Source organism: Polaromonas sp. CF318, assembly GCF_000282655.1.
GTDB lineage: Bacteria > Pseudomonadota > Gammaproteobacteria > Burkholderiales > Burkholderiaceae_C > Polaromonas.
The window spans coordinates 126744-149429 of the sequence record NZ_AKIV01000074.1 but is presented as its reverse complement, the minus strand read 5'-3'; the positions used below and the strand labels follow the sequence as shown (position 1 = coordinate 149429).

General features: G+C 66.9%; 21 protein-coding genes. 5 read left to right on the top strand and 16 right to left on the bottom strand.

Translation table 11 applies throughout. The features are described 5' to 3' along the window. Positions 1-72: 72 nt before the first annotated feature. Entirely contained in the window at positions 73-471 is a 399-nt protein-coding gene (locus PMI15_RS14645; RefSeq protein WP_007870366.1) for a response regulator, read from the bottom strand. A gap of 201 nt (positions 472-672) precedes the next feature. Further along, positions 673-1149: a peptidylprolyl isomerase gene (locus tag PMI15_RS14640; protein ID WP_007870363.1), complete on the bottom strand. Its 477-nt coding sequence runs from the start codon at positions 1147-1149 to the stop codon at positions 673-675. A gap of 187 nt (positions 1150-1336) precedes the next feature. On the opposite strand from PMI15_RS14640, the gene PMI15_RS14635 reads away from it, so the two are divergent. The 3 genes from PMI15_RS14635 to ypfH all read left to right on the top strand — a co-directional run bounded on the left by PMI15_RS14635 (position 1337) and on the right by ypfH (position 3454). Next, complete coding sequence (locus PMI15_RS14635; RefSeq protein ID WP_036839122.1) at positions 1337-1807, top strand: Rrf2 family transcriptional regulator; 471 nt, start codon at positions 1337-1339, stop codon at positions 1805-1807. Further along, the gene (locus PMI15_RS14630) at positions 1797-2726 is read left to right on the top strand and encodes an NAD(P)/FAD-dependent oxidoreductase (protein ID WP_007870358.1); all 930 of its coding nucleotides are present in this window, start codon (positions 1797-1799) and stop codon (positions 2724-2726) included. The genes PMI15_RS14635 and PMI15_RS14630 overlap by 11 nt, the downstream gene beginning before the upstream one ends. An 80-nt stretch (positions 2727-2806) precedes the next feature. Then, positions 2807-3454 (top strand): esterase, encoded by a 648-nt coding sequence (ypfH, locus tag PMI15_RS14625; protein WP_007870355.1) that lies wholly within the window; start codon positions 2807-2809, stop codon positions 3452-3454. Positions 3455-3661: 207 nt separating this feature from the next. On the opposite strand, the gene PMI15_RS14620 is transcribed toward ypfH, so the two are convergent. The 3 genes from PMI15_RS14620 to PMI15_RS14610 all read right to left on the bottom strand — a co-directional run bounded on the left by PMI15_RS14620 (position 3662) and on the right by PMI15_RS14610 (position 5912). Further along, positions 3662-4327, bottom strand: coding sequence for an SPOR domain-containing protein (locus PMI15_RS14620; protein ID WP_007870341.1), 666 nt, complete (start codon positions 4325-4327; stop codon positions 3662-3664). After that, the gene (locus PMI15_RS14615) at positions 4321-5208 is read right to left on the bottom strand and encodes a biotin--[acetyl-CoA-carboxylase] ligase (protein ID WP_007870338.1); all 888 of its coding nucleotides are present in this window, start codon (positions 5206-5208) and stop codon (positions 4321-4323) included. Before PMI15_RS14615 ends, PMI15_RS14620 begins: the two co-directional genes overlap by 7 nt. A 65-nt stretch (positions 5209-5273) precedes the next feature. Then, complete coding sequence (locus tag PMI15_RS14610; protein ID WP_036839189.1) at positions 5274-5912, bottom strand: SET domain-containing protein; 639 nt, start codon at positions 5910-5912, stop codon at positions 5274-5276. Between the two features lie 174 nt (positions 5913-6086). On the opposite strand from PMI15_RS14610, the gene PMI15_RS14605 reads away from it, so the two are divergent. Both PMI15_RS14605 and PMI15_RS14600 read left to right on the top strand, forming a co-directional pair. Continuing rightward, a complete protein-coding gene (locus tag PMI15_RS14605; RefSeq protein WP_007870331.1) occupies positions 6087-6608 on the top strand; it encodes a TlpA disulfide reductase family protein in 522 nt (173 codons plus the stop codon). Next, on the top strand, positions 6605-9559 hold the full coding sequence (locus tag PMI15_RS14600) for a DNA topoisomerase III (RefSeq protein WP_007870325.1): 2955 nt from the start codon (positions 6605-6607) through the stop codon (positions 9557-9559). Before PMI15_RS14605 ends, PMI15_RS14600 begins: the two co-directional genes overlap by 4 nt. Before the next feature lie 25 nt (positions 9560-9584). Here PMI15_RS14600 and PMI15_RS14595 read toward each other — a convergent pair whose 3' ends face one another. From PMI15_RS14595 to PMI15_RS14545, 11 genes are all read right to left on the bottom strand, one after another. Beyond that, entirely contained in the window at positions 9585-10805 is a 1221-nt protein-coding gene (locus tag PMI15_RS14595; RefSeq protein ID WP_007870321.1) for an MFS transporter, read from the bottom strand. Positions 10806-10917: 112 nt separating this feature from the next. Next, positions 10918-11850, bottom strand: coding sequence for a helix-turn-helix domain-containing protein (locus PMI15_RS14590; protein WP_007870317.1), 933 nt, complete (start codon positions 11848-11850; stop codon positions 10918-10920). A gap of 71 nt (positions 11851-11921) precedes the next feature. Further along, positions 11922-13445: an FAD-binding oxidoreductase gene (locus PMI15_RS14585; protein ID WP_007870314.1), complete on the bottom strand. Its 1524-nt coding sequence runs from the start codon at positions 13443-13445 to the stop codon at positions 11922-11924. A 35-nt stretch (positions 13446-13480) separates the two neighbouring features. Further along, the gene (gene glcF, locus PMI15_RS14580; protein ID WP_007870312.1) at positions 13481-14887 is read right to left on the bottom strand and encodes a glycolate oxidase subunit GlcF; all 1407 of its coding nucleotides are present in this window, start codon (positions 14885-14887) and stop codon (positions 13481-13483) included. Positions 14888-15055: 168 nt separating this feature from the next. Continuing rightward, positions 15056-15715, bottom strand: coding sequence for an HAD family phosphatase (locus PMI15_RS14575; RefSeq protein WP_007870310.1), 660 nt, complete (start codon positions 15713-15715; stop codon positions 15056-15058). Further along, positions 15712-17085 (bottom strand): aldehyde dehydrogenase family protein, encoded by a 1374-nt coding sequence (locus PMI15_RS14570; RefSeq protein ID WP_007870308.1) that lies wholly within the window; start codon positions 17083-17085, stop codon positions 15712-15714. The genes PMI15_RS14575 and PMI15_RS14570 overlap by 4 nt, the downstream gene beginning before the upstream one ends. Continuing rightward, positions 17082-17882, bottom strand: a complete 801-nt coding sequence (locus PMI15_RS14565) for a gamma-glutamyl-gamma-aminobutyrate hydrolase family protein (protein ID WP_007870305.1) — start codon at positions 17880-17882, stop codon at positions 17082-17084. Before PMI15_RS14565 ends, PMI15_RS14570 begins: the two co-directional genes overlap by 4 nt. Before the next feature lie 151 nt (positions 17883-18033). Next, entirely contained in the window at positions 18034-19167 is a 1134-nt protein-coding gene (locus PMI15_RS14560) for an iron-containing alcohol dehydrogenase (RefSeq protein WP_007870301.1), read from the bottom strand. Between the two features lie 30 nt (positions 19168-19197). Then, a complete protein-coding gene (locus PMI15_RS14555) occupies positions 19198-19707 on the bottom strand; it encodes a GNAT family N-acetyltransferase (protein WP_007870298.1) in 510 nt (169 codons plus the stop codon). A gap of 13 nt (positions 19708-19720) precedes the next feature. After that, on the bottom strand, positions 19721-21106 hold the full coding sequence (locus tag PMI15_RS14550; RefSeq protein WP_007870295.1) for a glutamine synthetase family protein: 1386 nt from the start codon (positions 21104-21106) through the stop codon (positions 19721-19723). A 19-nt stretch (positions 21107-21125) separates the two neighbouring features. Continuing rightward, the gene (locus PMI15_RS14545) at positions 21126-22616 is read right to left on the bottom strand and encodes an amino acid permease (RefSeq protein WP_007870293.1); all 1491 of its coding nucleotides are present in this window, start codon (positions 22614-22616) and stop codon (positions 21126-21128) included. Between the last annotated feature and the right edge of the window lie 70 nt (positions 22617-22686).

The following is a 22686-nucleotide window of genomic DNA, read 5'->3' as shown; positions in this document are numbered from 1 at the left end:
CCGGCCAGCAGGACCAAGCAGAAGAAGGAGGAAGATGAGGAGGAAGAGCGCGCCGCCGGAGCAAGACCCGGCTCACTGCGTAGGCGGCAAGACGCCATCCAGACTATCCGCATGTCGCTGGCAAAACCTCACCAACTTCTCCACATCATGCGACTTGTCAAAAATCTCATCGGCCCCCAGCTCGCGGCAGCGCAGCAGGAGGTTTTCCTGGTTGTGGCTGGTCAGCACCACGACCTTCTGGCTGGGTTTGCGGCGCTGGCAGTCCTTGAGCACGCCGAAGCCCGAGCCTTCGGTGAGGAAGAGGTCGACGATGGCCAGGTCCCAGTCTTCATGGTCGTGCAGCCACAGGCGCGCGCCGGTCTCGGAATCGGCGTGGCCGACAAAGCGCAACGGCGCGATTTCTTCCATGGCCTCGACCAGGGTATTGCGTATTTCCGGCTTGTCCTCGACAAGAAACGCGTTGATGACCATGGAGCCCCCGAAGTTAATCCATGAAGTTAGCCGCCATCCAGCGCCCCACCTGTCGTCGGGCTCCTTCGGGATGTGTAGGCTCAATCCCACTGTAGGCCAGAGGGCATCTTTTTGCCGTAACGGGGGGTAACGCGGGGAATATTACCGGCAGCCAGCCGCCGGCCGGTCGCCGGGCGGCGACCAGTGGCGGGTCGGTGGGGGTCAGTGGTGGTGGCCGTGCTCGCCGTGGACGTGGCGGTGGGCGATTTCTTCTTCGGAGGCGGCGCGCACGTCGGTCACCTTGAGGGTAAAGCGCAGGGCCTTGCCGGCCAGGGGGTGGTTGCCGTCCAGCATGACGATGTCGCCCTTGATCTTGGTGACGTTGAAGACATGCCGGCGGCCGTCTTCGCCGCGGCCCTCGAGCTGGCCGCCGACCTTGACCCCGGGCGGGAACTGCGTGCGCGGGATGGTCTGCACCAGGCTTTCGTCGCGCAGGCCGAAGGCGTCCTGCGGCTCCAGCGCCAGCACGGTCTGGAAGCCCGGCTCCTTGCCGTCCAGCGCTTCCTCTATCTTGGGCAGGGTGTTGCCGTAGCCGCCGTGCAGGTAAACCATGGGCGCGTTGCTTTGCTCAACCAGCTTGCCCTGGGCGTCCGCCACCTTGTAGCTAAGTGTGACTGCGGTGTCTTTTGCGATTTTCATGGTGTGTTTCCGGGGTATCCGGGATGTGTGTCCCGTGCATAAAAGCGCTGATTTTCGCCCAGCCGGCGCCGGCGGGCCGCACGGGTGCCGGATCCGGGGACATTGGCCCCTGGCCGCGTGGGGCTTTGAGGGGACCGGCTGGCGCGCGGCGGCCGTATCCCTAGAATCATGCAACATGATAAGTTACATGAAATCAAAGGGCCGGCTTTCGGCCGTCCTGCATGCCCTGCTGCACATGGCCCACCGCGGCGGGCCCATGACCTCGGACGAACTCGCGGCCTGCCTGCGCACGCACGCGGTGGTGGTGCGGCGCACCATGGCCGGCCTGCGCGAGGCTGGTTTTGTGGTGTCGGAGCGCGGCCACGGCGGCGGCTGGGTGCTGGCGCGCGACCTGGCTTCGGTCACCCTGCTGGACGTGCAGATGGCCGTCGGTGATGCGGGCAGCGCGCCGGCGCACGGCGAAAGCCCGCATGCCGACGGCTGCGTCATCGAGCAGTCGGTGCAGCGCGCGCTGGCCGGCAGCCTGCGCGAGGCCGAGGCCTTGCTGATGAAGCGCCTGGGCGAGGTGACCCTGGCCGACCTGTCGGCCGACTTCAACCGCGCCATGGCCGCCCATGCGGCGCGCCATCCCTCGCCGGAGGCCTCCCATGCTGCATGACGCCATCATTGTGGGCGGCAGCTTTGCCGGGCTGTCCGCCGCGCTGCAGCTGGCGCGCGCCAGGCGGCAGGTGCTGGTGATCGATGCGGGCCTGCCGCGCAACCGCTTTGCCGCCGAATCGCACGGCGTGCTGGGCCACGACGGCAAGCCGGGCGCGCTGATCCTGGCCGAGGCCAGGCAGCAGCTGCAGGCCTACCCGACGGTGAAACTCTTCAGTGGCCGCGTGAGCCGCGTGGACAGCGGCGAGGCCGGTTTTGTGGTGGAGGCCGAGGACGGCATGCGCTGGTTCACCGGTCGCCGCCTGCTGCTGGCCACCGGCGTGGCCGACGTGCTGCCCGAGATACCCGGCCTTCAGGAGCGCTGGGGCCAAACCGTGGTGCACTGCCCTTACTGCCATGGCTACGAGATCGGCGGCGGCGCGGTGGGCGTGCTGGGCGCCGGGCCGATGTCGGTGCACCAGGCGATGCTGTTTGCCGACTGGGGCGAGGTGACGCTGTTCACGCAGGGCCTGGTGCAACTGTCCCCCGAAGAGCAGGCGCTGCTGGCGGCGCGCAAGGTCAAGGTCGAGGCTTCGCCCGTCGCCGGGCTGCTGGGCGCATCACCCGCGCTGGACGGCGTGCTGCTGCAGGACGGCCGCCGCCTGCCGCTCAAGGCGCTGCTGGTGGGCGCCCAGGTGCGGATGGCCAGCCCGCTGGCCGCGGCGCTGGGCTGCGCCTTTGACGACACGCCCATGGGGCCCGTCGTGCGCATCGATCCCTGGGGCCTGACCAGCGTGGCCGGCGTCTATGCGGGCGGCGACATGGCCCGCGTGCCGCACAGCATCACCTTTGCCTGCGCGAGCGGCGTGGCGGCCGGCATAGGCCTGCATGCCTTGCTGGTGATGCAGGAGGCGCACAGCGGTGAAACGGCCCCGGCATAGCGGGCTCGGCTAAAGTGGTTGAAAGCCGCCGCACAGGCCCCAAGTGCTTTTTTTCAGCCCCTCCAACGCCCTGCCCCGCCATGAATCCCCTGGACACCGTCACCATTGAACTGCTGCCCGCGGGCGCCACGCCGCGCCAGCTGTTTGTGCTGCTGCACGACGCGGGCGGCTCGGCCGCCGACATGCTGGAGCTGGGCAACCTGCTGGGCGGCGCCTTTCCCGAAGCGGCCGTGCTGATCCCCGAAGGCCTGACGGGCCCGCATGCCGATGCGGCGGGCGCGGCGGCGGCGGGGCTGGATGACGCGGCGGCACTGGCCGCGCGCGTGGAAGCGCTGGCCGCCTATCTGCGCGCGCAGCAACAGCGTTTTGAGGTGTTGCAATCGGACACCGCGCTGGCCGGCTTTGGCGCGGGCGCCAGCCTGGCACTGGCGCTCAGCGATGCGCACGACGGCCTGGCGGGCCGCCTGCTGTCCTTTGGCGGCGGCTACCAGGTCTGGCCGGCCCGCGCACCCGCGCTGACCACCCTGCACCTGTTGCACGGCCAGAACGACGAGATCGTGCCGCTGGCGCGCACGCGCAGCGATTTTGACCACCTGATGGAACTGGGCGCCGACGCGACCCTGGACGTGGCCCGCTCGCTGGGCCATGAGCTGCACCCGGCGCTGATGGACCAGGCGGTGACGCGCTTGCAGACCTGTGTGCCGTTGCGCGCCTGGAAAGCCGTGTAGCGCTGCGATATTCAAAGATCAAATATCGACAAGGGGCATCAACTGCGGTCGCGCCCTCACCCTACCCCTGGAACTTGAATAAGCATCAAGGATGCTGATCAATGCCTTGCCTTGTTTTCAATCTGCGTAAATCTGCGAAATCTGCGGATAAATCCATATCCACAGATTTCGCAGATTTACGCAGATAAAGACCGTCGAGGCCTGATTTCAGCAGGGCTGTAGCGGCTTGCCGGCCAGCTGCGGCTTGAGCGCTTCCAGCTTGGCTTTGAGCGCCGCATCGGCGGCCGGCAATTTGAGCAACTGGCCGCGCGCCTCGGGCCGCTCCAGCACCACCTTGGCGGTGCGCACGCCGCGCGTGGCCACCTTGGCCAGCTCGCGTTCGGCCTCGGCCTGCGATGTGTAGTGGCCCAGTGACAGGCCGGGCCCCAGCGCGGGATTGACCAGGGCTTCAAAGGACACGCCCAGGCCGCGCAGCTCGGTGCGTTTTTTGTTGAGGGCGTCCTCGCTGCTGTACTTGCCCATGTAAACGATCCAGCGGCCCGGCTCCACGCTGCTTTCCAGCGTCCAGCTGCCGATGGGAAAGCTGCTTTCAAGGCCGGCGCGCAGCGCACTGCTTTGTTCGGGGCTGAAGAGGCCGGCCTGCAGGCATTCGGGGGCGGCCTGCGCTGCGGGCGCGGGGCTGGGTTCGTTTTCGATCTGGCGCGCCTCGGCGCTTGTGAGCAGCCGCATGGCCTCGGGCCGGATCTGCTGGGCCAGGCGCTGCGGCTCGGCCTGGACGGCCGGGGAAAAACCGTAGTCGGCCAGCAGGCCGTGTGTCCAGGCGAAGTAGCCGGCATTGGCCAGCAACAGGGCCAGCACCAGCAGCCTCAGCATGGGCGCGCGCCTTGCGGGTGGTGGGCCGCCACGGGCCGCACGCTGACTTCGGAGCTGGTGATTTCTTTCATGCCAGCCGCAGTATGCACCAGCAGCGCGCCGTTTTCGGCGGCGCCGTGGGCCGTGCCGGTGGTACCGTCGGACAGCTGCACGGCCCGGCCCGCGAGCACGTCGCGCGCCGCGAAACGCGCCTGGAAGGGCGCGAAGCCGAAGCGCTCAAAGGCCTGCACCGCCTGCACCAGCGGCGGGATGATGCGCAGCAACGTGGCCGGCGCGTCGAGGGCGGGCAGCAGTTCCTGCAGGCCGCCGGGCGGGATGGCGGGCAGGGCCGCCGCCGGGGCTGCGGTATCCAGCGCCACGGCGCGGATGTTGATGCCTATGCCTATCACCACATAACGGATGCCTTCCCAGCTCGCGGTCTCGACCAGGATGCCGGCCAGCTTGCGCTCGCCCTCGGGCGTGGACAGCCAGAGGTCGTTGGGCCATTTGAGGCCTATGCGCGGTTTGCCGCCCTGGGAGGACTGCGAGGAGGCCAAGGGCTCCAGGCTGTCGGCCACGCTGACGCCGGCCACCAGCGACAGGCCCGACCAGTCGGTGGGCGCCAGCGGCAGGCCCAGCGAAAAGGTCAGGCTGTCGCCGCGCCGGCTGTGCCACTGGCGGCCCAGGCGGCCGCGCCCGGCGGTCTGCTGCTCGGCGATGAGCAGCAATGGCTCGGGACGGGGTTCCACGCCGGGGCCGCCGCGGAAGCGGCGCATCAGCTCGGTGTTGCTGGAATCGATCTCGGGCAGCACCTCGACCGTGAAGCCCGGCAGCGAGGGCGCCAGGGCCTCCCAGAGGGCCTCGGCGGGCCAGCGTAAGGGGTTGGGTGAGGATGTGCTCATGAAAGCTCAGGGCCCGGGAATCCGGCCGGCGGGCGGGGCCGGCCTGGGGACCGGTGAGTACCGGCTCAGTCCTTCTTTTTCTTCTTGGGCTTTTTGTCGGCTTTTTGATCAGCTTTCTTGTCAGCCTTCTTTTCCGCTTTTTTCCTGTCCGCTTTGGCTTCGGCCTTCTTCTCGGACTTCTTTTCGGATTTCTTGGCGGACTTTTTCTTGCCCTTGGCTTTTTTCTTGTCCTCGTCCTTGGGCGCCAGCAAGGTGCCGCGGCAGTTCCTGGCGCCGCACCAGCAGGGGTATTCGGCCAGCAGCTTCTTGGTATAGGGCGCGTCGATGATCAGGCCGTAGTCGTAGAACAGCTCTTCGCCGGCCTTGATGTTGCGCAGCGCCTTGATGAAAACGCGGCCGTCCTCTTCGTCGGCTTCGCAGTTGGGCTTGCAGCTGTGGTTGATCCAGCGCGAGGAATTGCCGCCGTGCTTGGCGTCGATCACATGGTCTTCGTCGATGTGGAAGTAGAAGGTGTGGTTCGGGTCCTTGGGGTCGTGCGGGTGGCGGCGCAGCGCTTCCTTCCAGTTGATGACCTCGCCCACGTATTCGATCAGGGTCTCGCCCTCGGCCAGGTCCTGCACGGCGAACACGCCCTTGCCGTGCACGCCGGAGCGCCGTGTCTGGATACGCCGGCCGTCGGCGGCGGGGGCCGGCGCGGGGGGCATGGAAGAAAGGGGCGCGATGGGCGCGTTGGCCTGGTTTTTTGACACGGGATATTTTTTTGGTATGGTTAATTCATGCATGTGCGCGTGCGCGCGTATGCGTGCGCACCCGCGCGCGTACATGCGCGAGAAGCCGCTATTGTAGTGATGCATCGTGACGCACCCCTGGAGCCCCTCATGTTCAAGCGCCGAAACCTGCTGAAGACGACCGCCGTCCTGATGGCCGGGTTGGGCCTGCCGGCGTGGGCCAAGGACGGGGAAAGCCCCCTGCCCAGGGTCGGCAGCAGCCTGGCTTTGCCGGCCGTGGCGCTGCTGGACGGCAGCGCCTGGAAGCCCGCCGATGTGGGCGCAAAGACGCTTGTGGTGTACTGGTGGGCCAGCTGGTGCCCTTTTTGCGCGCTGCAATCGCCCCATATAGAAGCGCTGTGGCGTGCCCAGAAGGCCAAGGGGCTGGAGGTGCTGGCACTGTCCATCGACAAGCAGCCGGCCGCCGCCGCGGCCTATATGAAGGCCAAGGGCTACAGTTTCCCCGCCGGGATGCTGACGCCGGAAGTCGCCAAACGCCTGCCCAAGCCGGCGGGACTGCCCGTGGTGGTGGTGCTCAAGGTGTCGGCGGACGGCCGTGAAGGCAAAGTCGTATTCGCGGAAAGCGGGGAAATGTTCCCCGAAGATGTAGAAGGTTTGAAGAAGTACTTATGAAAACCCTGGTGATTGCAGAAAAACCATCGGTCGCGCAAGACATTGTGCGGGCGATCACGTCCACGGCGGGCAAGTTTGAAAAGCACGACGAGTACTTTGAAAGCGATGAATGGCTGGTGACCTCGGCCGTGGGCCACCTGGTCGAGATCCAGGCGCCCGAGGAGTTCGACGTCAAGCGCGGCAAATGGAGTTTCGCCAACCTGCCGGTGATCCCGCCCTATTTCGACCTGAAGCCCATCGACAAGACCAAGACGCGGCTCAACGCCATCGTCAAGCTGGCCAAGCGCAAGGACGTGGGCGCGCTCGTCAACGCCTGCGACGCGGGCCGCGAGGGCGAGCTGATCTTCCGGCTGATCCAGCAATACGCGGGCAGCAAGCTGCCGGTCAAGCGCCTGTGGCTGCAGTCCATGACGCCGGCCGCGATACGCGAGGGCTTTGACAGCCTGCGCAGCGAAAAGCAGATGCAGGGCCTGGCCGACGCGGCGCGGTCGCGCTCGGAGGCCGACTGGATGGTCGGCATCAACGGCACACGCGCCATGACGGCCTTCAACTCGCGCGACGGCGGTTTCTTTTTGACCACCGTGGGCCGTGTGCAGACGCCGACGCTGTCGGTGGTGGTGGAGCGCGAGGAAAAAATCCGCAAGTTCGTGAGCCGCGATTACTGGGAAATCCACGCGACCTTCCTGGCCGAGGCCGGCGAATACCCGGCCAAGTGGTTCGACCCCAAGTGGAAAAAAGCCGCGGCCAATGCCGACAATGCCGAGCCCGACCCCGAGCTGAAGGCCGACCGCGTCTGGTCCGAGCGCGAGGCGCTGGCGATCGCCGAGGCCGTGCGCGGCAAGGCCGCCACGGTGACCGAAGAAAGCAAGCCCACCACGCAGGCGGCCGGCCTGCTGTTCGATTTGACCTCTTTGCAGCGCGAGGCCAACGGCAAGTTCGGCTTCTCGGCCAAGACCACGCTGGCGATCGCGCAAAGCCTGTATGAACGCCACAAGGCGCTGACCTACCCGCGTACCGACTCGCGCGCGCTGCCGGAAGACTACCTGCCCGTGGTCAGGCAGACCTTTGAAATGCTCGCCGACAGCGGCATGAAACACCTGGCGCCGCATGCGGCGACCGCGCTCAAGGGCGGCTACATCAAGCCCAGCAAGCGCATCTTCGACAACGCCAAGGTCAGCGACCACTTCGCCATCATCCCCACGCTGCAGGCGCCCAGCGGCCTGAGCGAAGCCGAGCAGAAACTCTACGACCTGGTGGTGCGCCGCTTCATGGCGGTGTTCTTCCCGAGCGCCGAATACCTGGTGACCACACGCATCTCACAGGCGGTGGGCCACAGCTTCAAGACCGAGGGCAAGGTGCTGGTCAAGCCGGGCTGGCTCGCGATTTACGGCAAGGAAGCGGCCGACGAGGTGGCCGATGCCAAGGACGGCGACAAGGGGCAGAGCCTGGTGCCGGTCAAGCCCGGCGAGATGGTGCGCGCCGAGGTGGTCGAAGCCAAGGGCCTGAAGACCCGTCCGCCCGCGCGTTATTCGGAAGCCACCCTGCTGGGCGCCATGGAAGGCGCCGGCAAGACGATTGACGACGACGAGCTGCGCGAAGCCATGCAGGAAAAAGGCCTGGGCACGCCGGCCACGCGCGCCGCCACGATTGAAGGCCTGATCGCCGAGAAATACATGTTGCGCGAAGGCCGCGAGCTGATCCCCACGGCCAAGGCCTTCCAGCTCATGACCTTGCTGCGCGGCCTGGGTGTGGAGGAACTCTCCAAGGCCGAGCTGACCGGCGAGTGGGAGCACAAGCTCGCGCAGATGGAGCACGGCAAGCTCAGCCGCGAAACATTCATGGCCGAGATCGCCGCCATGACGGAAAACCTGGTCAACAAGGCCAAGGGCTACGACAAGGACACGATTCCCGGCGACTACGCCACGCTGTCCGCGCCCTGCCCCAATTGCGGCGGCGTCATGAAGGAAAACTACCGGCGCTACACCTGCACCGGCAAGAACGGCGACGATGGCTGCGGCTTCAGCTTCGGCAAGACGCCGGCCGGCCGCACCTTCGAGGTGGCCGAGGTCGAGCAGTTCCTGCGCGACAAAAAAATCGGCCCGCTGGACGGCTTCCGTTCCAAGGCCGGCTGGCCTTTCACCGCCGAGATGGTGATCAAGTTCGACGAAGAGACGAAGAACTACAAGCTCGAGTTTGATTTCGGCGACGACAAGAACGCCGAGACCGGCGAGATCGTCGACTTCGCCGGCCAGCAGTCGCTGGGTCCCTGCCCGCGCTGCGCCTCGCGCGTGTTCGAGCTCGGCAAGAATTACGTCTGCGAAAAGTCTGTGCCGACACTTGAGCAGCCGACACCCAGCTGTACCTTCAAGACCGGCCAGGTCATCCTGCAGCAGCCCATAGAGCGCGAGCAGATGCACAAGCTGCTGGAAACCGGCAAGACCGACCTGCTCGACAAGTTTGTCTCCATGCGCACGCGCCGGCCCTTCAAGGCCATGCTGGCCTGGGACAAGGAGGCCGACAAGGTGAATTTCGAATTCGCGCCCTCCAAATTCCCGCCGCGCAAGCCGGCGGCCGCCAAGACAGGCACGGTGAAAACGCCTTTCGGCAAGACCGTCGCGGCCAAGGCCGCGAAAGCACCGGCCGCGAAAAAAGCCGCAGCCAAAAAGGCGCCCGCGGCCAAAACCGCCAAGCCGAAGACGCCGCGCGTCGCCAAGCCGGGCGCCGGCTTTAAGCCCAGCGACGCGCTGGCCGCGGTGATAGGCGCCGAGCCGGTGGCGCGCACCCAGGTCATCAAAAAGCTCTGGGACTACATCAAGGCCGAGGGCCTGCAGGACGCGGCCAACAAGCGCGCCATCAATGCCGACGCCAAGCTGCTGCCGGTGTTCGGCAAGCCGCAGGTCACGATGTTTGAACTGGCAGGCATTGTCGGCAAGCACCTCACCGCAGAATAAGGCCTCGCGGAGCGCTGGTGGTCTTTCAGCCCGCCGGCTCGGGCAGCTGCCGCAGCGCGTGCAGCTGTGACGCAAAAATCACCGCTGCCTGCAGGACAAAACCGGCCAGCGCCAGCCACAGGCAGGCGGCCTCGCCCATGGACGCGCCCACCACGCCGCCCAGCGCCGCGCCCAGGGGCCGCGAGCCGGCATTGACGGTCAGGAACACGGCCGAGACCCGGCCCAGCATGGCGTGCGGCGTGACGCTCTGGCGCAAGGTGGTCGAGGTGATGGTCCAGACGATGGGCCCGGCGCCGAACAGGAAAAACGCCATGCCTGCCAGAACCCCGCTGGGAATGAACAGCGTGGCCACCATGGTTGCGGCGGCCAGCACCGAGACGGCCGGGCCGAGCTGGATAGCGCGGCCGAAAGCCATGGCCGCCACCACGCGCGGCGACAGCAGCGCGCCCACCACCATGCCGGCGCCGTAAGCCCCCAGCGTGATGCCCACGCCCTGCGCCGTCAGGCCCAGCACGCGCACCGCATAGGGCACATAAGCGGCCTGCAGCACAAACCAGGCGATGTTCCAGACAATGCCGGTGAGCACCATGGGCCGCAAATAGGGCTGGCGCCAGACAAACTGCGCGCCGTCGCGAATTTCGAGCAGCGCGTGGCGCCCCACGGCCGGCGTGCGGGCCGGCTCACGCAGGCTGAACAGCAAGCCTGCGGCCGATGCCGACAGCACGGCGGCCAGCACAAAGGCGGCAGGTGCGCCGGCCCAGGCGACCAATGCCCCGGCCAGCGCCGGCCCGGCCGCGAAAGCCATGCTGCGCGCCAACTCCAGCCGGCCGTTGGCGCGTGCCAGCGCCTCGCGCGGCACGATGGCCGGCACCAGCGCGGGTGCCGCCACGCTGAAGCAGACGGTGCCCACGGCGCCGATAAAACCCAGCAGCGCCAACCCCGCGATCGACAGCCGGCCCGTGAGCACCATGGTCAGCAGCGCCATCAGTGACAGCGCGCGCAGGGTCTCGGCCGCCACCATCAGCCGGCAGCGCGAGACGCGGTCGGCCAGCAGGCCCATGGGAATGGCCAGCAGCAAAAAGGGCAAAGTCTGCAGCGCCGCCAGCAGACCTATTTCGCCGGGTCCGGCGCCCAGCACCAGCACCGCGACCAGTGGCACGGCCGCCAGGCTCAGCTGTTCGGCCGATTGGGCCGCGAGGTTGGACCAGGCCAGGCGCTGGAAGTCGGGCGGAAGCGATGCTTGCATGGGTGACAGTTCCTGAAAGACCGCATGGTGCGCGCGCCGGCCCGGCCTGGCTCGCCGTTAACGGACTTGCGACGCGGCAAGGGGGCCGCCAAGGGGGGCGCCCGAAAAACCTTCAGACCCCCGCCCGGTATTCCGACGGTGTCATGCCGTGGTGACGCTTGAACAGGTGGTTGAAATGCGAGACGTCGTTGAAGCCGGCGCTGAAGGCGACGTCCGCCACCGAAGCGCCGCGCTGCGCTGCCAGCAGCTGCGCCGCCAGCGCCAGCCGTTCGCGCGTAAGCAGGCCGGTGAAGCTGGTCTCTACTTCCTGCAGCAGCTTTTGCACCAGCCGCGTCGACATGTTGAGCTGGCCGGCAGCCACGTCCAGCGACAGTGCCGGGTCGCCGGCGCGCCGGCGAATGTAATTGAGCACGGCTTCACGCTGCAGGTCGCGCGGCGCGGCGCTGGCGACACCGCCCTGGCGCGAGGTGATCTTCAGCAGGTTGCAGATGTTGTCCGCCAGCAGGTTGACCTCGTCGCGCGTGAAGTCCTGCGTGCCCGATGCCAGTTCCTTCAGGTAAGACAGCAGCACCTCGGAAAACGGCCCGCTGGGGCGCAAGGCGAAGGCGTGCGAGCGTCGTATGTCGGGCAGGCGGCTTTCAATGGAGCGCACCGGCAGCTTGGCCACAATGCGGCTCACGTCATCGGGAAAGGAGATTTGCATGGGCAGCCGACCGTCGATCACCGCCAGTTCGCCGGGGTGCAGCACGATGCGCGTGTCGCCCTGGGTGATGTAGGCCTTGCCCGCGAGCTGCCAGCTCAGCAGGTAGCCGGCGCCCCCCGCGTCGCTGGCCCGCTCGCCGCGGCCGGCGAGGTCGTGGGGCCGGGAGCGGAAGGCCGCGCAGCTGACATCACCCTGGCGCCGGGCCGAAATCTGCGCTGAAAAATCGGCCGGGGAAAACCGTTTGACCGCGACGTTGTGGATCATGTCGCAGATGAATTTCTGCCAGGACTCCGCGCGGTCGGGCGGGGCGTGCCGCTCGGTGCTGAAGGTCAATACGTCCATGCCGGTCCCCTGAGAAGGTGGTGCGGGCCATTGTGCCATTTGAGGAGCCCCGAGGGCGGGGCCGGCCTGGCCTAAGCCACTGTGATGCCGTATTTGCCGGGCGCGATGATGCCGTTCGGGTCCAGCGCCTTCTTGATGGCGCTGTAGGTTTCGCGCAGCTCCGGCATCACCTGGTCCATGTGCAGCGACTGGTAGTCCACCGGCGCGCGGCCCACGCCCACGCCGCGCCGGGCGAATTCCACCGCGAGTTCGCGGTAGCAGGCGTCGGCGCGGGCGTTTTCGTCGGCATCGTCCTTGTTCCACACCAGCACATGCAGGCCGCGCGCGAAGCGGGCACTGGCCACGTGCATGACGATGTAGTCCATGCCGTATTTTTTGAAGATGCCGCGGCCGAGGTGGTCCAGCTCCAGCGCGTGGCGCCCGGCCATGGGTGTGCCCGGCAGGAACCAGGAGTTGCCGCTGCCGGGGCGCCACTGCAGCATGCCGAGCTCGATGATGCCGGGGCGGCCGGTCATGGATTCGATGGCCACCCGCAGCGGCGCGATCGCGGTGGCTTCCTCGTGGGCGATGTAGCGGGCCTTGCCGCTGCGCTCGAAATGCGCGCGCACGCGCTGGATCATGGGCTCGATGGCGGCGTCGCTGGCGCCGTAAAAGAGGCCCGAGACCTGCCACGCGCCCAGGCCGTGCTTTTCCCGCAGGGCGCGGCGCGCGCCGTCGCTGATCGAGGCCTTGCTGCCGGCCAGGTATTCCTGGTTCTTCGCTTCCGAGCTGATGGCGTAGAGATCGTTGGAGATGCGAAACAGCGTGGGCACGAAGTTCGACAGCTTCAGGGGCCGGCACAGGTCGACGATCTCTGCCAGGTCGTCGTCATCCGGGAAGGTGAAGTGAAATGAGCGCGCCGCCGGCGGGCGCGGCATCAGCCAGACGCCGACGCGCGTCACGATGCCGTAGTTGGACTGCGAGAACAAGCCGTCCAGCGCCGGGCCGGCCGAGTATTTGGAGACGTGCCAGTTCAGGCGGTTATCGGTCTGCAGGCTGCCGTCGCCCGTGCGTATGAGCTTGCCGTTGCCCAGCACGACCTCCATGCCGCAAAGCATGCCGAAGTGGTCGAAATAAGGACCGTAGCCCGCGCCGCGGTCCAGCGCGTTGCCGATCACGCCGCCGTGCGGCGGGCCCGAGGTGGCCGAAATCATCAGCTTGTCGCCGCGCCGCGCGAGCTCGTCGTGCAGCATCTGGAAACTCACGCCGGGCTCCAGCACCGCGTAGCAGATTTCCTCGTTGACTTCGAGGATGCGGTTCATGCGAAAGCCCAGGTCGACCACCACCTGGCCGGTGGCGATGGGCGCGCGCGAACCGAGCCCGATGTTGTTGCCGGTGCTGATGGGATACAGCGGCACGCCGTGGCGGTTGGCCGCCGCGACGATGGCCTGCACGTCGGCGGTGGAGTCGGGAAACAGCACCGCGCCCGGCGTGCGCCGCCCGGCCGGCAGCGTGTGCTCGCCGTAGCGCGCCAGCGTGGCGTCGCGGGTGTCGACCCACTGCGCGCCTATGGCCTGCCCGGCTTCTTGCAGGAATGCGTCCATTGATGTGCCCATGTTTTGTCTCCTGTTTGGCGTGAGGGGTTGGCGGCCTACCAGATGGCTTGGCCGGCCGCGTCGGTGGCCGTGCCGCGCGGGTGGATACGGATCGGCTGGCTGCTGCCTGCTGCGTCGGCAATTGGGGATTCGATGCCGGGCGGATGCGCCTGCAGCACCAGGTCCCGCAGCGCCGGCGGCGTCTCGCCGCCGTGTGCCCAGTCCAGCAACTCGACGGTGTGCACGATGGGCGCGGCGCTGTAGCGGGCGATCTGCGTGAGGCAGCCGATGTTGCCGGCCGCAATGATTTGCGGGCGGGTGCCGGCAATGTGACTGGCCTTGCGTTCGCCGAGCTGCCGGGCGATGTCGGCCTGCAGGAGGTTGTAGGTGCCGGCCGAGCCGCAGCAAAAATGCGATTCGGGCACGTCGCTCACGATGAAGCCCGCATGCCTGAGCAGCGCACGTGGTTCGGCCGTCACCTTCTGCGCGTTGCGCAGCGAGCAGGCGTCGTGGTAGGTCACGCGCAGGCGGCGCGGTTCGGCCGGTTCGGGCAAGGCCATGGCGGTCAGCCATTCGCAGATGTCGTGGCAGAGTGCGGCGATTTTTTCGGCATCCAGGCGTTCGGCTTCGTTGTCCAGGAACAGGTGGCCGTAGTCCTTGACGGTGGTGCCGCAGCCTGAGGCGTTGACGATGATCGCATCCAGGCCTTCGCCCTGCATCTCGGCCAGCCAGGCCAGAACGTTGCGCCTGGCCGAGGCGCGCGCCGCCTCGGCCTTGCCCATGTGCAGGTTCAGCGAGCCGCAGCAACCGGCTGATTCGGGCACCACGACCTCGCAGCCGAAACGTGTCAGCAGACGCAGGGTGGCGTCGTTGATGTGCGGTGCGATGACCGGCTGCACGCAACCGGCCAGCAGGGCCACGCGCCAGCGGCGCGGGCCGGCTGCGGGGTAAATTGTGAGGGCGGGCCTGCGTGCGGCGGCCGGCGGCGGGATGAAGTCCACCAGGCGGCGCAGCCCGGCCGGCAGCAGCGGCTTGAGCGGCCGGCCCAGGCGCCCCAGTGCCAGCATCGCGGCAAACAGCCGCGGCCGCGGCAGCACAAAAGCCAGCAGCTCACGCAGCAGCCTGTCGGGCAGGGGCCTGGAATAGGTTTTTTCGATGTGCACGCGGGCGGTGTCTATCAGGTGCATATAGTCCACCTGCACCGCGCAGGTGGTCATGCAGGACATGCAGGACAGGCAGCGGTCCAGGTGCGCCACGGTCTGCGCCCTGGGCGCCGGGCCGCTTTCCAGCATCTCCTTGATCAGGTCTATGCGGCCGCGCGGCGAGTCGTTCTCGTCGTGCAGCAGCACGTAGGTGGGGCAGCCTGAAGTGCAAAAGCCGTAATGCTGGCAGGACTTGAGGATTTTGTCGGCCTCGGCGATGTGCACGTCGGCCAGCTGGTCGGGCGAGAAGTTGGTCTGCACGCGGAGGGCCTTGGAAGGTGGAAGGGCGGATGCGCGGCCGGCAGGGGCGCGCGGCTTGCAGGCATTGTTGCGCCGCGTTTCCCGCATCGCTTGGGCAGGCGCGCCTCAGGCTTGTGTGCCGGCGCATACCGCTGTGAATCCGGCCGGTCGCGGCCGGGCGGGCCAGTCTCAGTGCAGTTGCAGCGCCGGCCAGCCGCGCTCGCCGCCTATGGCCGCCAGCGTCGCGTCGGCGTTCACCATGACCGGGTGCTTGACGGCTTCGAGCAGCGGCAGGTCGTTGATGGAGTCGCTGTAGGCCGTGCTCTTGCAGTCCTTGAAGCGCAGGCCGCGCGCCGTGAGCCAGGCGTGCAGGCGCTCGACCTTGCCCTCGCGCATATTGAGCACGCCGGTGGTGCTGCCGGTGAACAGGTCGCCGCGCATCTCGGGTTCGGTGGCGATCAGGTGTTCGATGTCGAAGTAGATCGCTGTGAGTTCGGTGATGAAACGGTTGGTGGCCGTGGTCATGACCACCAGGTCGCCCGCCTCCAGGTGTTTGTCGACCAGTGCGACGGCGGCCGGCGTGATGCGCGGCACTATCCATTTGGCCAGGAATTCCTGGCGCAGCGGCTCCCACTCCTGAACGGTGCGGCCGGCCAGCGTGCCCACGTAAAAATCGGCGAACTCTTTCAGCCCGACGGTGCCGGCCTTGTAGCGCGCCGCCATGTCGGCATTGCGCGCGGTGAATTCGGTCTTTCCCAGGAGGCCCTTCTCGATCAGGAAATCGCACCACAGCACATCGCTGTCACCGTTGAGTACGGTGTGGTCCAGATCGAAAAGGGTGAGCTTCATGGTTGGCGCAAATGCCAGGCTTTGGGCCTTGTGAAGGTCTGGATGCCGTAGGTCGACAGCGTCAGGCCCACGCCCGAATCGCCGTAGCCGCTCCAGGGCAGGCGCGGGCTCACGCGGTCGCAGCAGTTCCAGTAGACGCTCCCGGCATTGACCTGGGCCAGCAAGGCTTTGGCGCGCGCCTCGTCGGGCGTGAAGACGCCGGCCGTCAGGCCGTAGCGCGTGTCGTTCATGAGCTTGACGGCCTCGGCGTCGCCCGAGACCTTCTGGATGCCTATGAGGGGGCCGAAGCTTTCCTCGCGCATCAGTTCCATGCTGTGGTTGACGTTGGCGAACACCGTGGGCTCGTACCAGTTGCCGGGGCCGGCTCCCCGCTTGCCGCCGGCCAGCAGGGTGGCGCCCTTGGCCTTGGCGTCGGCCACCTGGGCGTCCAGCACGTCGAGCTGCGGCGCGCGCGTGATCGCGCCTATATAGGTTTCTTCGCTCATGGGGTCGCCGGTCTTGAAGGTCTTCACCGTTTCGAGGAAGGCGGTGACAAAGGCGTCGTAAATTTTCTCGTGCACGTAGATGCGTTCGACCGAGCAGCAGCTCTGGCCGGTGTTGTACATCGCGCCGTCGGCCAGCGATTCGGCCGCGTTCTTGACGTTGGCGTCTTCGCTGACATAGGTCGGGTCCTTGCCGCCCAGCTCGAGCTGCAGCTTGACCAGGCGGGGGCCCAGCGCCTGTGCGATTTTTGCCCCGGTGGCGTGCGAGCCGGTGAAAAACAGGCCGTCGATCTTTTGCTCCATCAGCGCCGCGCCCACCGCGCCGCCGCCAATCAGCGGGATGAACACGTCCTGCGGCACGCCGGCGGCATGCAGCAGGCGCGCCATGGCCAGGCCCGACATCGCGGCGTATTCCGAGGGTTTGTAGAGCACCGCGTTGCCTGTGAGCAGCGCGGGGATGAATACATTGCCGCCCACAAACCAGGGGTAGTTCCAGGCCGAGATGTTGGCGACCACGCCCAGCGGCGTGTGCTCGATCTGCTCGGCCATGCCGCCCTCGTTGAACACGGTCTGCGTGCCGGTGGCACCGCCGACCTCGGCCAGGAAGAAGTCTATGCGCCCGAGCAGACCGTTCAATTCATTGCGCGACATCTTGAGCGGCTTGCCGGTCTCGCGCGTCATGACGGCGGCCAGCGCGTCGAGCTCGGCGACGATGCCGGCGCGAAAGCGCGTGATGCAGGCCTTGCGTTCGGCCAGGGGCACAGCCGCCCAGGCAGGCTGCGCCGCGCGGGCGCGCCTGGCCTTGGCGGCGACGGAGGCCGCGTCGTCGGCGGGCAGTTCGGCGATCAGCGCGCCGGTGGCGGGGTTGTGGACGGCGAGTGTGTTCATGCTTGTTTTGCCTTGTGTTTGGCGGCGGCCACGGCCGTGAGGAAGTCGTCGAGCACGGCGGCGTCGTCGATCGTGTCGGAGCCGGGTTTGTGGAATTCGGGGTGCCACTGGGTGGCGGCGATATAGCTCTTGCGCTTGTCCTTGCGGCGTATGGCTTCCACGATGCCGTCGTCCACGCTGAAGGCCTCGGCCTCGAATTCGGGCGACAGGTCCTTGATGCCCTGGTGGTGGATGCTGTTGACGCGCACGCGCTCCACACCGGGGTACAGCGCCGACAGCCTGGAGCCCTGGACGATGTTGACGCTGTGGAAGTTCAGGTCGTAGGTCGCGGCGTCGCGGTGCACAAAAGCATCGGGTACCTGGGTGTTGATGTCCTGGTAGAGCGTTCCGCCGAAGGCGACGTTGAGCAGCTGCAGCCCGCGGCAAACCCCGAAGACCGGCTTGCCGGCTTTTTCGAACGCGGCCACCAGGGCCTTGTCGTATTCGTCGCGGATGCGGTCGCCCGACCATTTTTCGTCCAGCGGCTCCTCGCCGTAACTGCCGGGCCAGACGTCCGCGCCGCCGTGCAGCACCAGGCCGTCCAGCCATTGCGCGTAATGTTCATAGGTGACGTCGCCGCGCTGCGTGCTGCCCGTGGGGCAGGGCACCATGACCACCATGGCGCCCGAGGACATGACCCAGTGCGCGATCGACTGCTCGACGTACTGCAGCGTCTTGCCGGTGAAGTAGGAGCGCGTCGGGTCGGCGTGCGAGAAGCAGGCCGACAGCCCGATTTTCAGGCGGCTGGCGGAAGTCATAAAGCCCCCACGCTTGTCGCTTCGCGTACTACGCTTCCCCCCGAGGGGGCGCTGCGCCTGCGGCCCGGCAAAGCCGGTTCCGCGGCCCCTGCTGAATGAATACCCTGTATCGCACGACGCATAGTCATCGCGAGAGTTTCCCTATTAGCGTTCATAGAGCGGCCTCAAAGAGCTTCTGGAAGTCCTCGGCCTTGCAAGGCCGTGGATTCGTCTGGTGGCAGATGTCGGCCGTGGCGATCGCGACCAGGCGAGGCAGCTGTTCGCGCTTGACACCATGGGCCGACAGCGGGCCGGTGATGCCCACGCTTTCCTTGAGCTGTTTAAGCCAGGGCACAAGCGCCTTGCCGCCGCCGGCCACGCCGCAGACGTGGGCCAGTTCGTCGAACTTGGCGGGCGCCGATTCGTAGTTCCAGGCCAGCACGGTGTCAATCATCAGCGCATTGGCCAGGCCGTGGTGCAGGTCGCAGACGGCACCCAGCGCGTGCGCGCAGGAGTGAACCGCGCCCAGGTCTTTCTGGAAGGCGATGGCACCCATCATGGAGGCCATCATCATGTCGCTGCGCGCCTGCAGGTTGGAAGGCTCCTTGACGGCCTTGAGCAGGGCATGGGCCGCGATGCGCGTGCCCGCGAGTGCGATGCCGTCACACAGCGGGTGGTAGGCCGGCGAGAGGTAGCTCTCGATGTTGTGGGTGAGCGCGTCCATGCCGGTGGCGGCCGTCACATGCGGCGGCAGGCCCAGCGTGAGTTCCGGGTCGGCGAACACCACCTTGGCCAGGATCTTGGGGCTGAAGACCACGCGCTTCAAGTGCGTGTCGTTTTCGCTGACGACCGAGGAGCGGCCGACCTCGGAGCCTGTGCCCGAGGTGGTGGGCAGGGCGACGAAGTAGGGCAGCTCGTTGACGATGGGCCGCACCTGAGGGTGGTCCCAGACGTATTCCAGGATGTCGCCTTCGTGGGTGGCGGCAATGCCGACCACCTTGGCCACGTCCAGCGCCGCGCCGCCGCCGAAGCCGATCACGCAGTCGGCCTTGTGGGCCTTGTAGGCCGCGGCGCCGTCCATGACCTGGCTGCAGGTCGGGTTGCCGAAGACGCCGGAGAACACGGCCACGTCCAGCCCGCCCAGGTGGGTCTTGAATTCGGCCAGCACCGGCAGCGCGCCCAGGGCCTTGTCGGTCACGATCAGCGGGCGTTTGCAGCCGGCGGCCAGCAGGGTCTCGGCGACCTGCTTGCGCGCGCCGGCGCCGAAACGGATGGCGGTGGGGAAAGAGAAGTTGGTGGTGCTCATGGGGTGTCTTTTTTCGGTTGGCTGAAAGAGTCAGGCGGCGGAGGTTAGTTGCAGGAACATATGCTGTTTGCCGAACGGTACGCCGTTCACGCGAATGGCGTCGGGTTCTATGCCGAAGGGCGCGAAGCCGGCGCGGGCATAGAGGCCGGCGGCCTGCTTGTTGCCCTCGGTCACGGTTAGCACCAGCAGCTCCACACCCTCGGCTTTGGCGGCCTGCACCACGGTGTTGACCAGCGCCAGGCCCAAGCCTTGCCCGCCATATTCGGGCGCGACATACATGGCGACCAGCGTGGCCTTGTGGCGGTTCTTCAGGCGCGTCTCGCGCGTCATGCCGACCACACCGGCCAGCGTGCCCTCCACGAAGGCGCCCCACATGGTGGTGTCCGACGCGGGTGACAGGCGCTTTTCGGTGTCGGCCGGCGGGCGCTGGTTTTCCTCCTCGAAGCTGGAGGTGAAGGCGTCGGGGTGCTCGCGCAGGCCGCGCAGGCGCAGCGCTCGGTAGACCGGTGCGTCGGAAACTTCAAGTCGGCGAATCTGCATCGTGTCAGCGGCCCTAGATGATTTCAAAATAGCGTTTCATTTCCCAGTCGGTCACGGCGTCCAGCCATTGCCGCCACTCCCACTCGCGGGTGGCCGCGAAGTGATCCACGAAAGTATCGCCCAGCCAGTCGCGCGCGATGGCCGATTTCTGGAAAATTCGCGTGGTTTCTATCAGGGTGCGCGGTGCGCGCGGGATGTGCTCGGCCCCGGCATTGGTGCCGGTGATGGGCGCGCCCAGCTTCAGGCCTTTTTCGACGCCGTGCAGGCCGGCCGCGATCACGGCCGCCATGGCCAGGTAGGGATTGACGTCGGCGCCTGGGCAGCGGGTCTCCAGCCGGGTGGCCTTGGGGCTGCTGGCGATCACGCGAAAGCTCGCCGTGCGGTTGTCCATGCCCCAGGTCGGTTTCACCGGCGCCCAGAAGCCGTCGACCAGGCGCTTGTAGCTGTTGATGGTGGGCCAGATCATGGGGCCGAACTCCATCATGCAGGCGACCTGGCCGGCGATATAGCTTTCAAACAGCTTGCTCATCTTGCGCGGGTTCTTCGCATCGTAGAACAGGTTGTTCTTGCCGTCGGACAGGCTTTGGTGGATGTGGCCGCTGCAGCCCGGCAACTGCTGATGGGGTTTGGCCATGAAGCTGGGCATGATGCCGAAGCGTGAGCCGATCTCCTTGGTGCCGGTCTTGAACAGGATGGCGCGGTCGGCCTGCTCCAGCGCTTCGCTGAAAGCGATGGCGACTTCGTAGACGCCGGGGCCGGTTTCGGTGTGCAGGCCCTCGATGGGGATGCCGAAGGCCAGCATCTCGTCCATGATGGCGTTAAAAAATCCCTGGTTCTGGTTCATGCGCAGCAGCGAATAGCCGAACATGCCGGGCGTGAGTTTTTCGGCCCCCACGCCGTTTTTGGCGGCCCAGCTGTGCGGGGTTTCGAGGAAGTTGAACCACTCGAACTCCATGCCCGTCATGGGCGTGAAGCCCATTTTTTCGGCGCGCTTCAAGACCCGCTTGAGCGTCTGGCGCGGGCACACGGCATGCGGCGTGCCGTCCGCGTTGACGAACTCGCCGAGCACAAAAGGCACTTTGTTGTCCCAGGGCACATGGCGCAGGGTGGCCAGGTCCAGCCGGGCCAGCGCGTCGGGAAAGCCGTGCTGCCAGCCGGTCACCGTGGTGTTGTCGTAGCAGTTGTCCATCATGTCCCAGCCCAGCACCACATCGCAAAAGCCGAAGCCGCCGGCCGGGTAGGGCTCGGCCGCGCCCAGGAATTTGTCCCTGTGCAGGTATTTGCCGCGCAACACGCCGTCGATGTCGCTGACGGCGACCTTCATCTTGTTGGCGCCCGATTTGCGCAGGGAGTCCAGCGCGCCGCGGGATGCGGAAGGGGTGGGAGCTTTTTTAGCCATGGTGTGCGCGCCTTGTGTTTCAGGTAGAGGCCGCAGCCCGGCCTTTTTCGGCCAGGCTGATCGCGAATTCTTCTTCGGGCGAGAGGATCAGGCGGTGCCGGCCGGCCACGGCAAAGTAGCTGACGCCGATGGCGAACCACAGCGCAACCCAGAGCACGCCGACGCGGTAGACCGGGTCGCTGAGCTGGAAGTAAATGGTGACCAGCGCGATCAGCAGAGTCAGCACGGCGCCCGCCACGCCCAGCGGGCTGCGGTAGGGGCGCTCCATGTGCGGCAGCTTGCTGCGCAGCCGTATGAAGGACAGCGCCTGCATCACATAGGAAAACATGGCGCCGAAGACGGCCATGTTGAGCAAGGTGCCGCCTATCACGGCCGAGCCCTTGTCCACGCCCAGTGTGAACCACAGCACGAACATCACCACCAGCGCGACCACCGAGCCGACGATCATGGCGATGTGCGGCGTCTTGCGGCTGCCGTGGGTGACCGACAGCGCCGAGGGGAAGTAGCCGGCCCGGCTCAGTGAATAGATCTGCCGGCCCTTGGCGAAGATGATGGTGTGGAAACTCGCCACCAGGCCCAGCACCGCGACCAGCGCCAGCACCTTGGCGATGCCGCCGCCGTAGATCGCCTTGAAGCCGTCCAGCAGCGGCTCGGCCGAGGTGCTGAGCGCGTGTGAGCCTATGCCCGCGACCGAGGGGTTGAGCCACAGGATCATGAAGGCCGACAGGATCAGCGTGAAGATGCCGGCGATGATGCCGCGCGGCATGTCGCGGCGCGGGTCCACCGACTCCTCGGCCGCCAGCGGCAGCTGCTCTATCGCCAGGAACAGCCACACGGCAAAGGGCAGGGCCGCGAGCACGCCGCCGAATCCCAGCGGCAGGAAGGGGCCGCGGCCCTCGGGCAGCACGGCGCCGCCGGCGCCCACGTTCATGGCCCAGCGCGCGAAGTCTATGCGCGGGAAAGCGCTGACCCAGAAGGCCACCAGGCAGGCCAGCGCCAGCAGCGTGACGGCCAGCGTGATCTTGAAGGACAGCTCGACGCCGACGATGTTCAGGCCTATGAAGACGACGTAAAAGCCTATCCACCACAGCGGCTGCCAGGCCGGCGGCGTGCCGAAGATGCTGCCCATGTAGCTGCCGATGAAAAACACGATGACGGCCGGCGTCAGCACATATTCCACGTTCTCGGCCAGCCCGGTCAGAAAGCCGCCCCAGGGCCCCATGGCGGTGCGCGCGAAGGAATAGGCGCCGCCGGTGTGCGGCAGCGCGGGCGACATTTCGGCCAGCGAAAAAGTCAGCCCCAGGTACATCACGGAAATGATGATGGTGGCCAGCAGCATGCTGCCCCAGCCGTTGGCCAGGCCCAGGTTCCAGCCCGCGAAGTGGCCGGAGATCACGGCGCCCACCCCCAGGGCCCAGAGCGACCAGACGCCGGCATAGCGGCGCAGTCCCCTCTTTTCAAAGTAGCTGCCGTCGACTTTCGCGTACTGGACGCCGGAACGTTCTGACATGGTGGCTCCCTATAGGTTGCGAGGTTGGTGGCCCGGTGAGGCCGTTTTGCATCGTAGGGCGGCGATGGGT

Excerpts from the sequence above, each read along its gene's own strand:
- PMI15_RS14645 (WP_007870366.1), bottom strand. The coding sequence starts at position 471 with ATGGTCATCAACGCGTTTCTTGTCGAGGACAAGCCGGAAATACGCAAT.
- PMI15_RS14640 (WP_007870363.1), bottom strand. The coding sequence starts at position 1,149 with ATGAAAATCGCAAAAGACACCGCAGTCACACTTAGCTACAAGGTGGCG.
- PMI15_RS14635 (WP_036839122.1), top strand. The coding sequence starts at position 1,337 with ATGAAATCAAAGGGCCGGCTTTCGGCCGTCCTGCATGCCCTGCTGCAC.
- PMI15_RS14630 (WP_007870358.1), top strand. The coding sequence starts at position 1,797 with ATGCTGCATGACGCCATCATTGTGGGCGGCAGCTTTGCCGGGCTGTCC.
- ypfH (WP_007870355.1), top strand. The coding sequence starts at position 2,807 with ATGAATCCCCTGGACACCGTCACCATTGAACTGCTGCCCGCGGGCGCC.
- PMI15_RS14620 (WP_007870341.1), bottom strand. The coding sequence starts at position 4,327 with ATGCTGAGGCTGCTGGTGCTGGCCCTGTTGCTGGCCAATGCCGGCTAC.
- PMI15_RS14615 (WP_007870338.1), bottom strand. The coding sequence starts at position 5,208 with ATGAGCACATCCTCACCCAACCCCTTACGCTGGCCCGCCGAGGCCCTC.
- PMI15_RS14610 (WP_036839189.1), bottom strand. The coding sequence starts at position 5,912 with ATGCCCCCCGCGCCGGCCCCCGCCGCCGACGGCCGGCGTATCCAGACA.
- PMI15_RS14605 (WP_007870331.1), top strand. The coding sequence starts at position 6,087 with ATGTTCAAGCGCCGAAACCTGCTGAAGACGACCGCCGTCCTGATGGCC.
- PMI15_RS14600 (WP_007870325.1), top strand. The coding sequence starts at position 6,605 with ATGAAAACCCTGGTGATTGCAGAAAAACCATCGGTCGCGCAAGACATT.
- PMI15_RS14595 (WP_007870321.1), bottom strand. The coding sequence starts at position 10,805 with ATGCAAGCATCGCTTCCGCCCGACTTCCAGCGCCTGGCCTGGTCCAAC.
- PMI15_RS14590 (WP_007870317.1), bottom strand. The coding sequence starts at position 11,850 with ATGGACGTATTGACCTTCAGCACCGAGCGGCACGCCCCGCCCGACCGC.
- PMI15_RS14585 (WP_007870314.1), bottom strand. The coding sequence starts at position 13,445 with ATGGGCACATCAATGGACGCATTCCTGCAAGAAGCCGGGCAGGCCATA.
- PMI15_RS14575 (WP_007870310.1), bottom strand. The coding sequence starts at position 15,715 with ATGAAGCTCACCCTTTTCGATCTGGACCACACCGTACTCAACGGTGAC.
- PMI15_RS14570 (WP_007870308.1), bottom strand. The coding sequence starts at position 17,085 with ATGAACACACTCGCCGTCCACAACCCCGCCACCGGCGCGCTGATCGCC.
- PMI15_RS14565 (WP_007870305.1), bottom strand. The coding sequence starts at position 17,882 with ATGACTTCCGCCAGCCGCCTGAAAATCGGGCTGTCGGCCTGCTTCTCG.
- PMI15_RS14560 (WP_007870301.1), bottom strand. The coding sequence starts at position 19,167 with ATGAGCACCACCAACTTCTCTTTCCCCACCGCCATCCGTTTCGGCGCC.
- PMI15_RS14555 (WP_007870298.1), bottom strand. The coding sequence starts at position 19,707 with ATGCAGATTCGCCGACTTGAAGTTTCCGACGCACCGGTCTACCGAGCG.
- PMI15_RS14550 (WP_007870295.1), bottom strand. The coding sequence starts at position 21,106 with ATGGCTAAAAAAGCTCCCACCCCTTCCGCATCCCGCGGCGCGCTGGAC.
- PMI15_RS14545 (WP_007870293.1), bottom strand. The coding sequence starts at position 22,616 with ATGTCAGAACGTTCCGGCGTCCAGTACGCGAAAGTCGACGGCAGCTAC.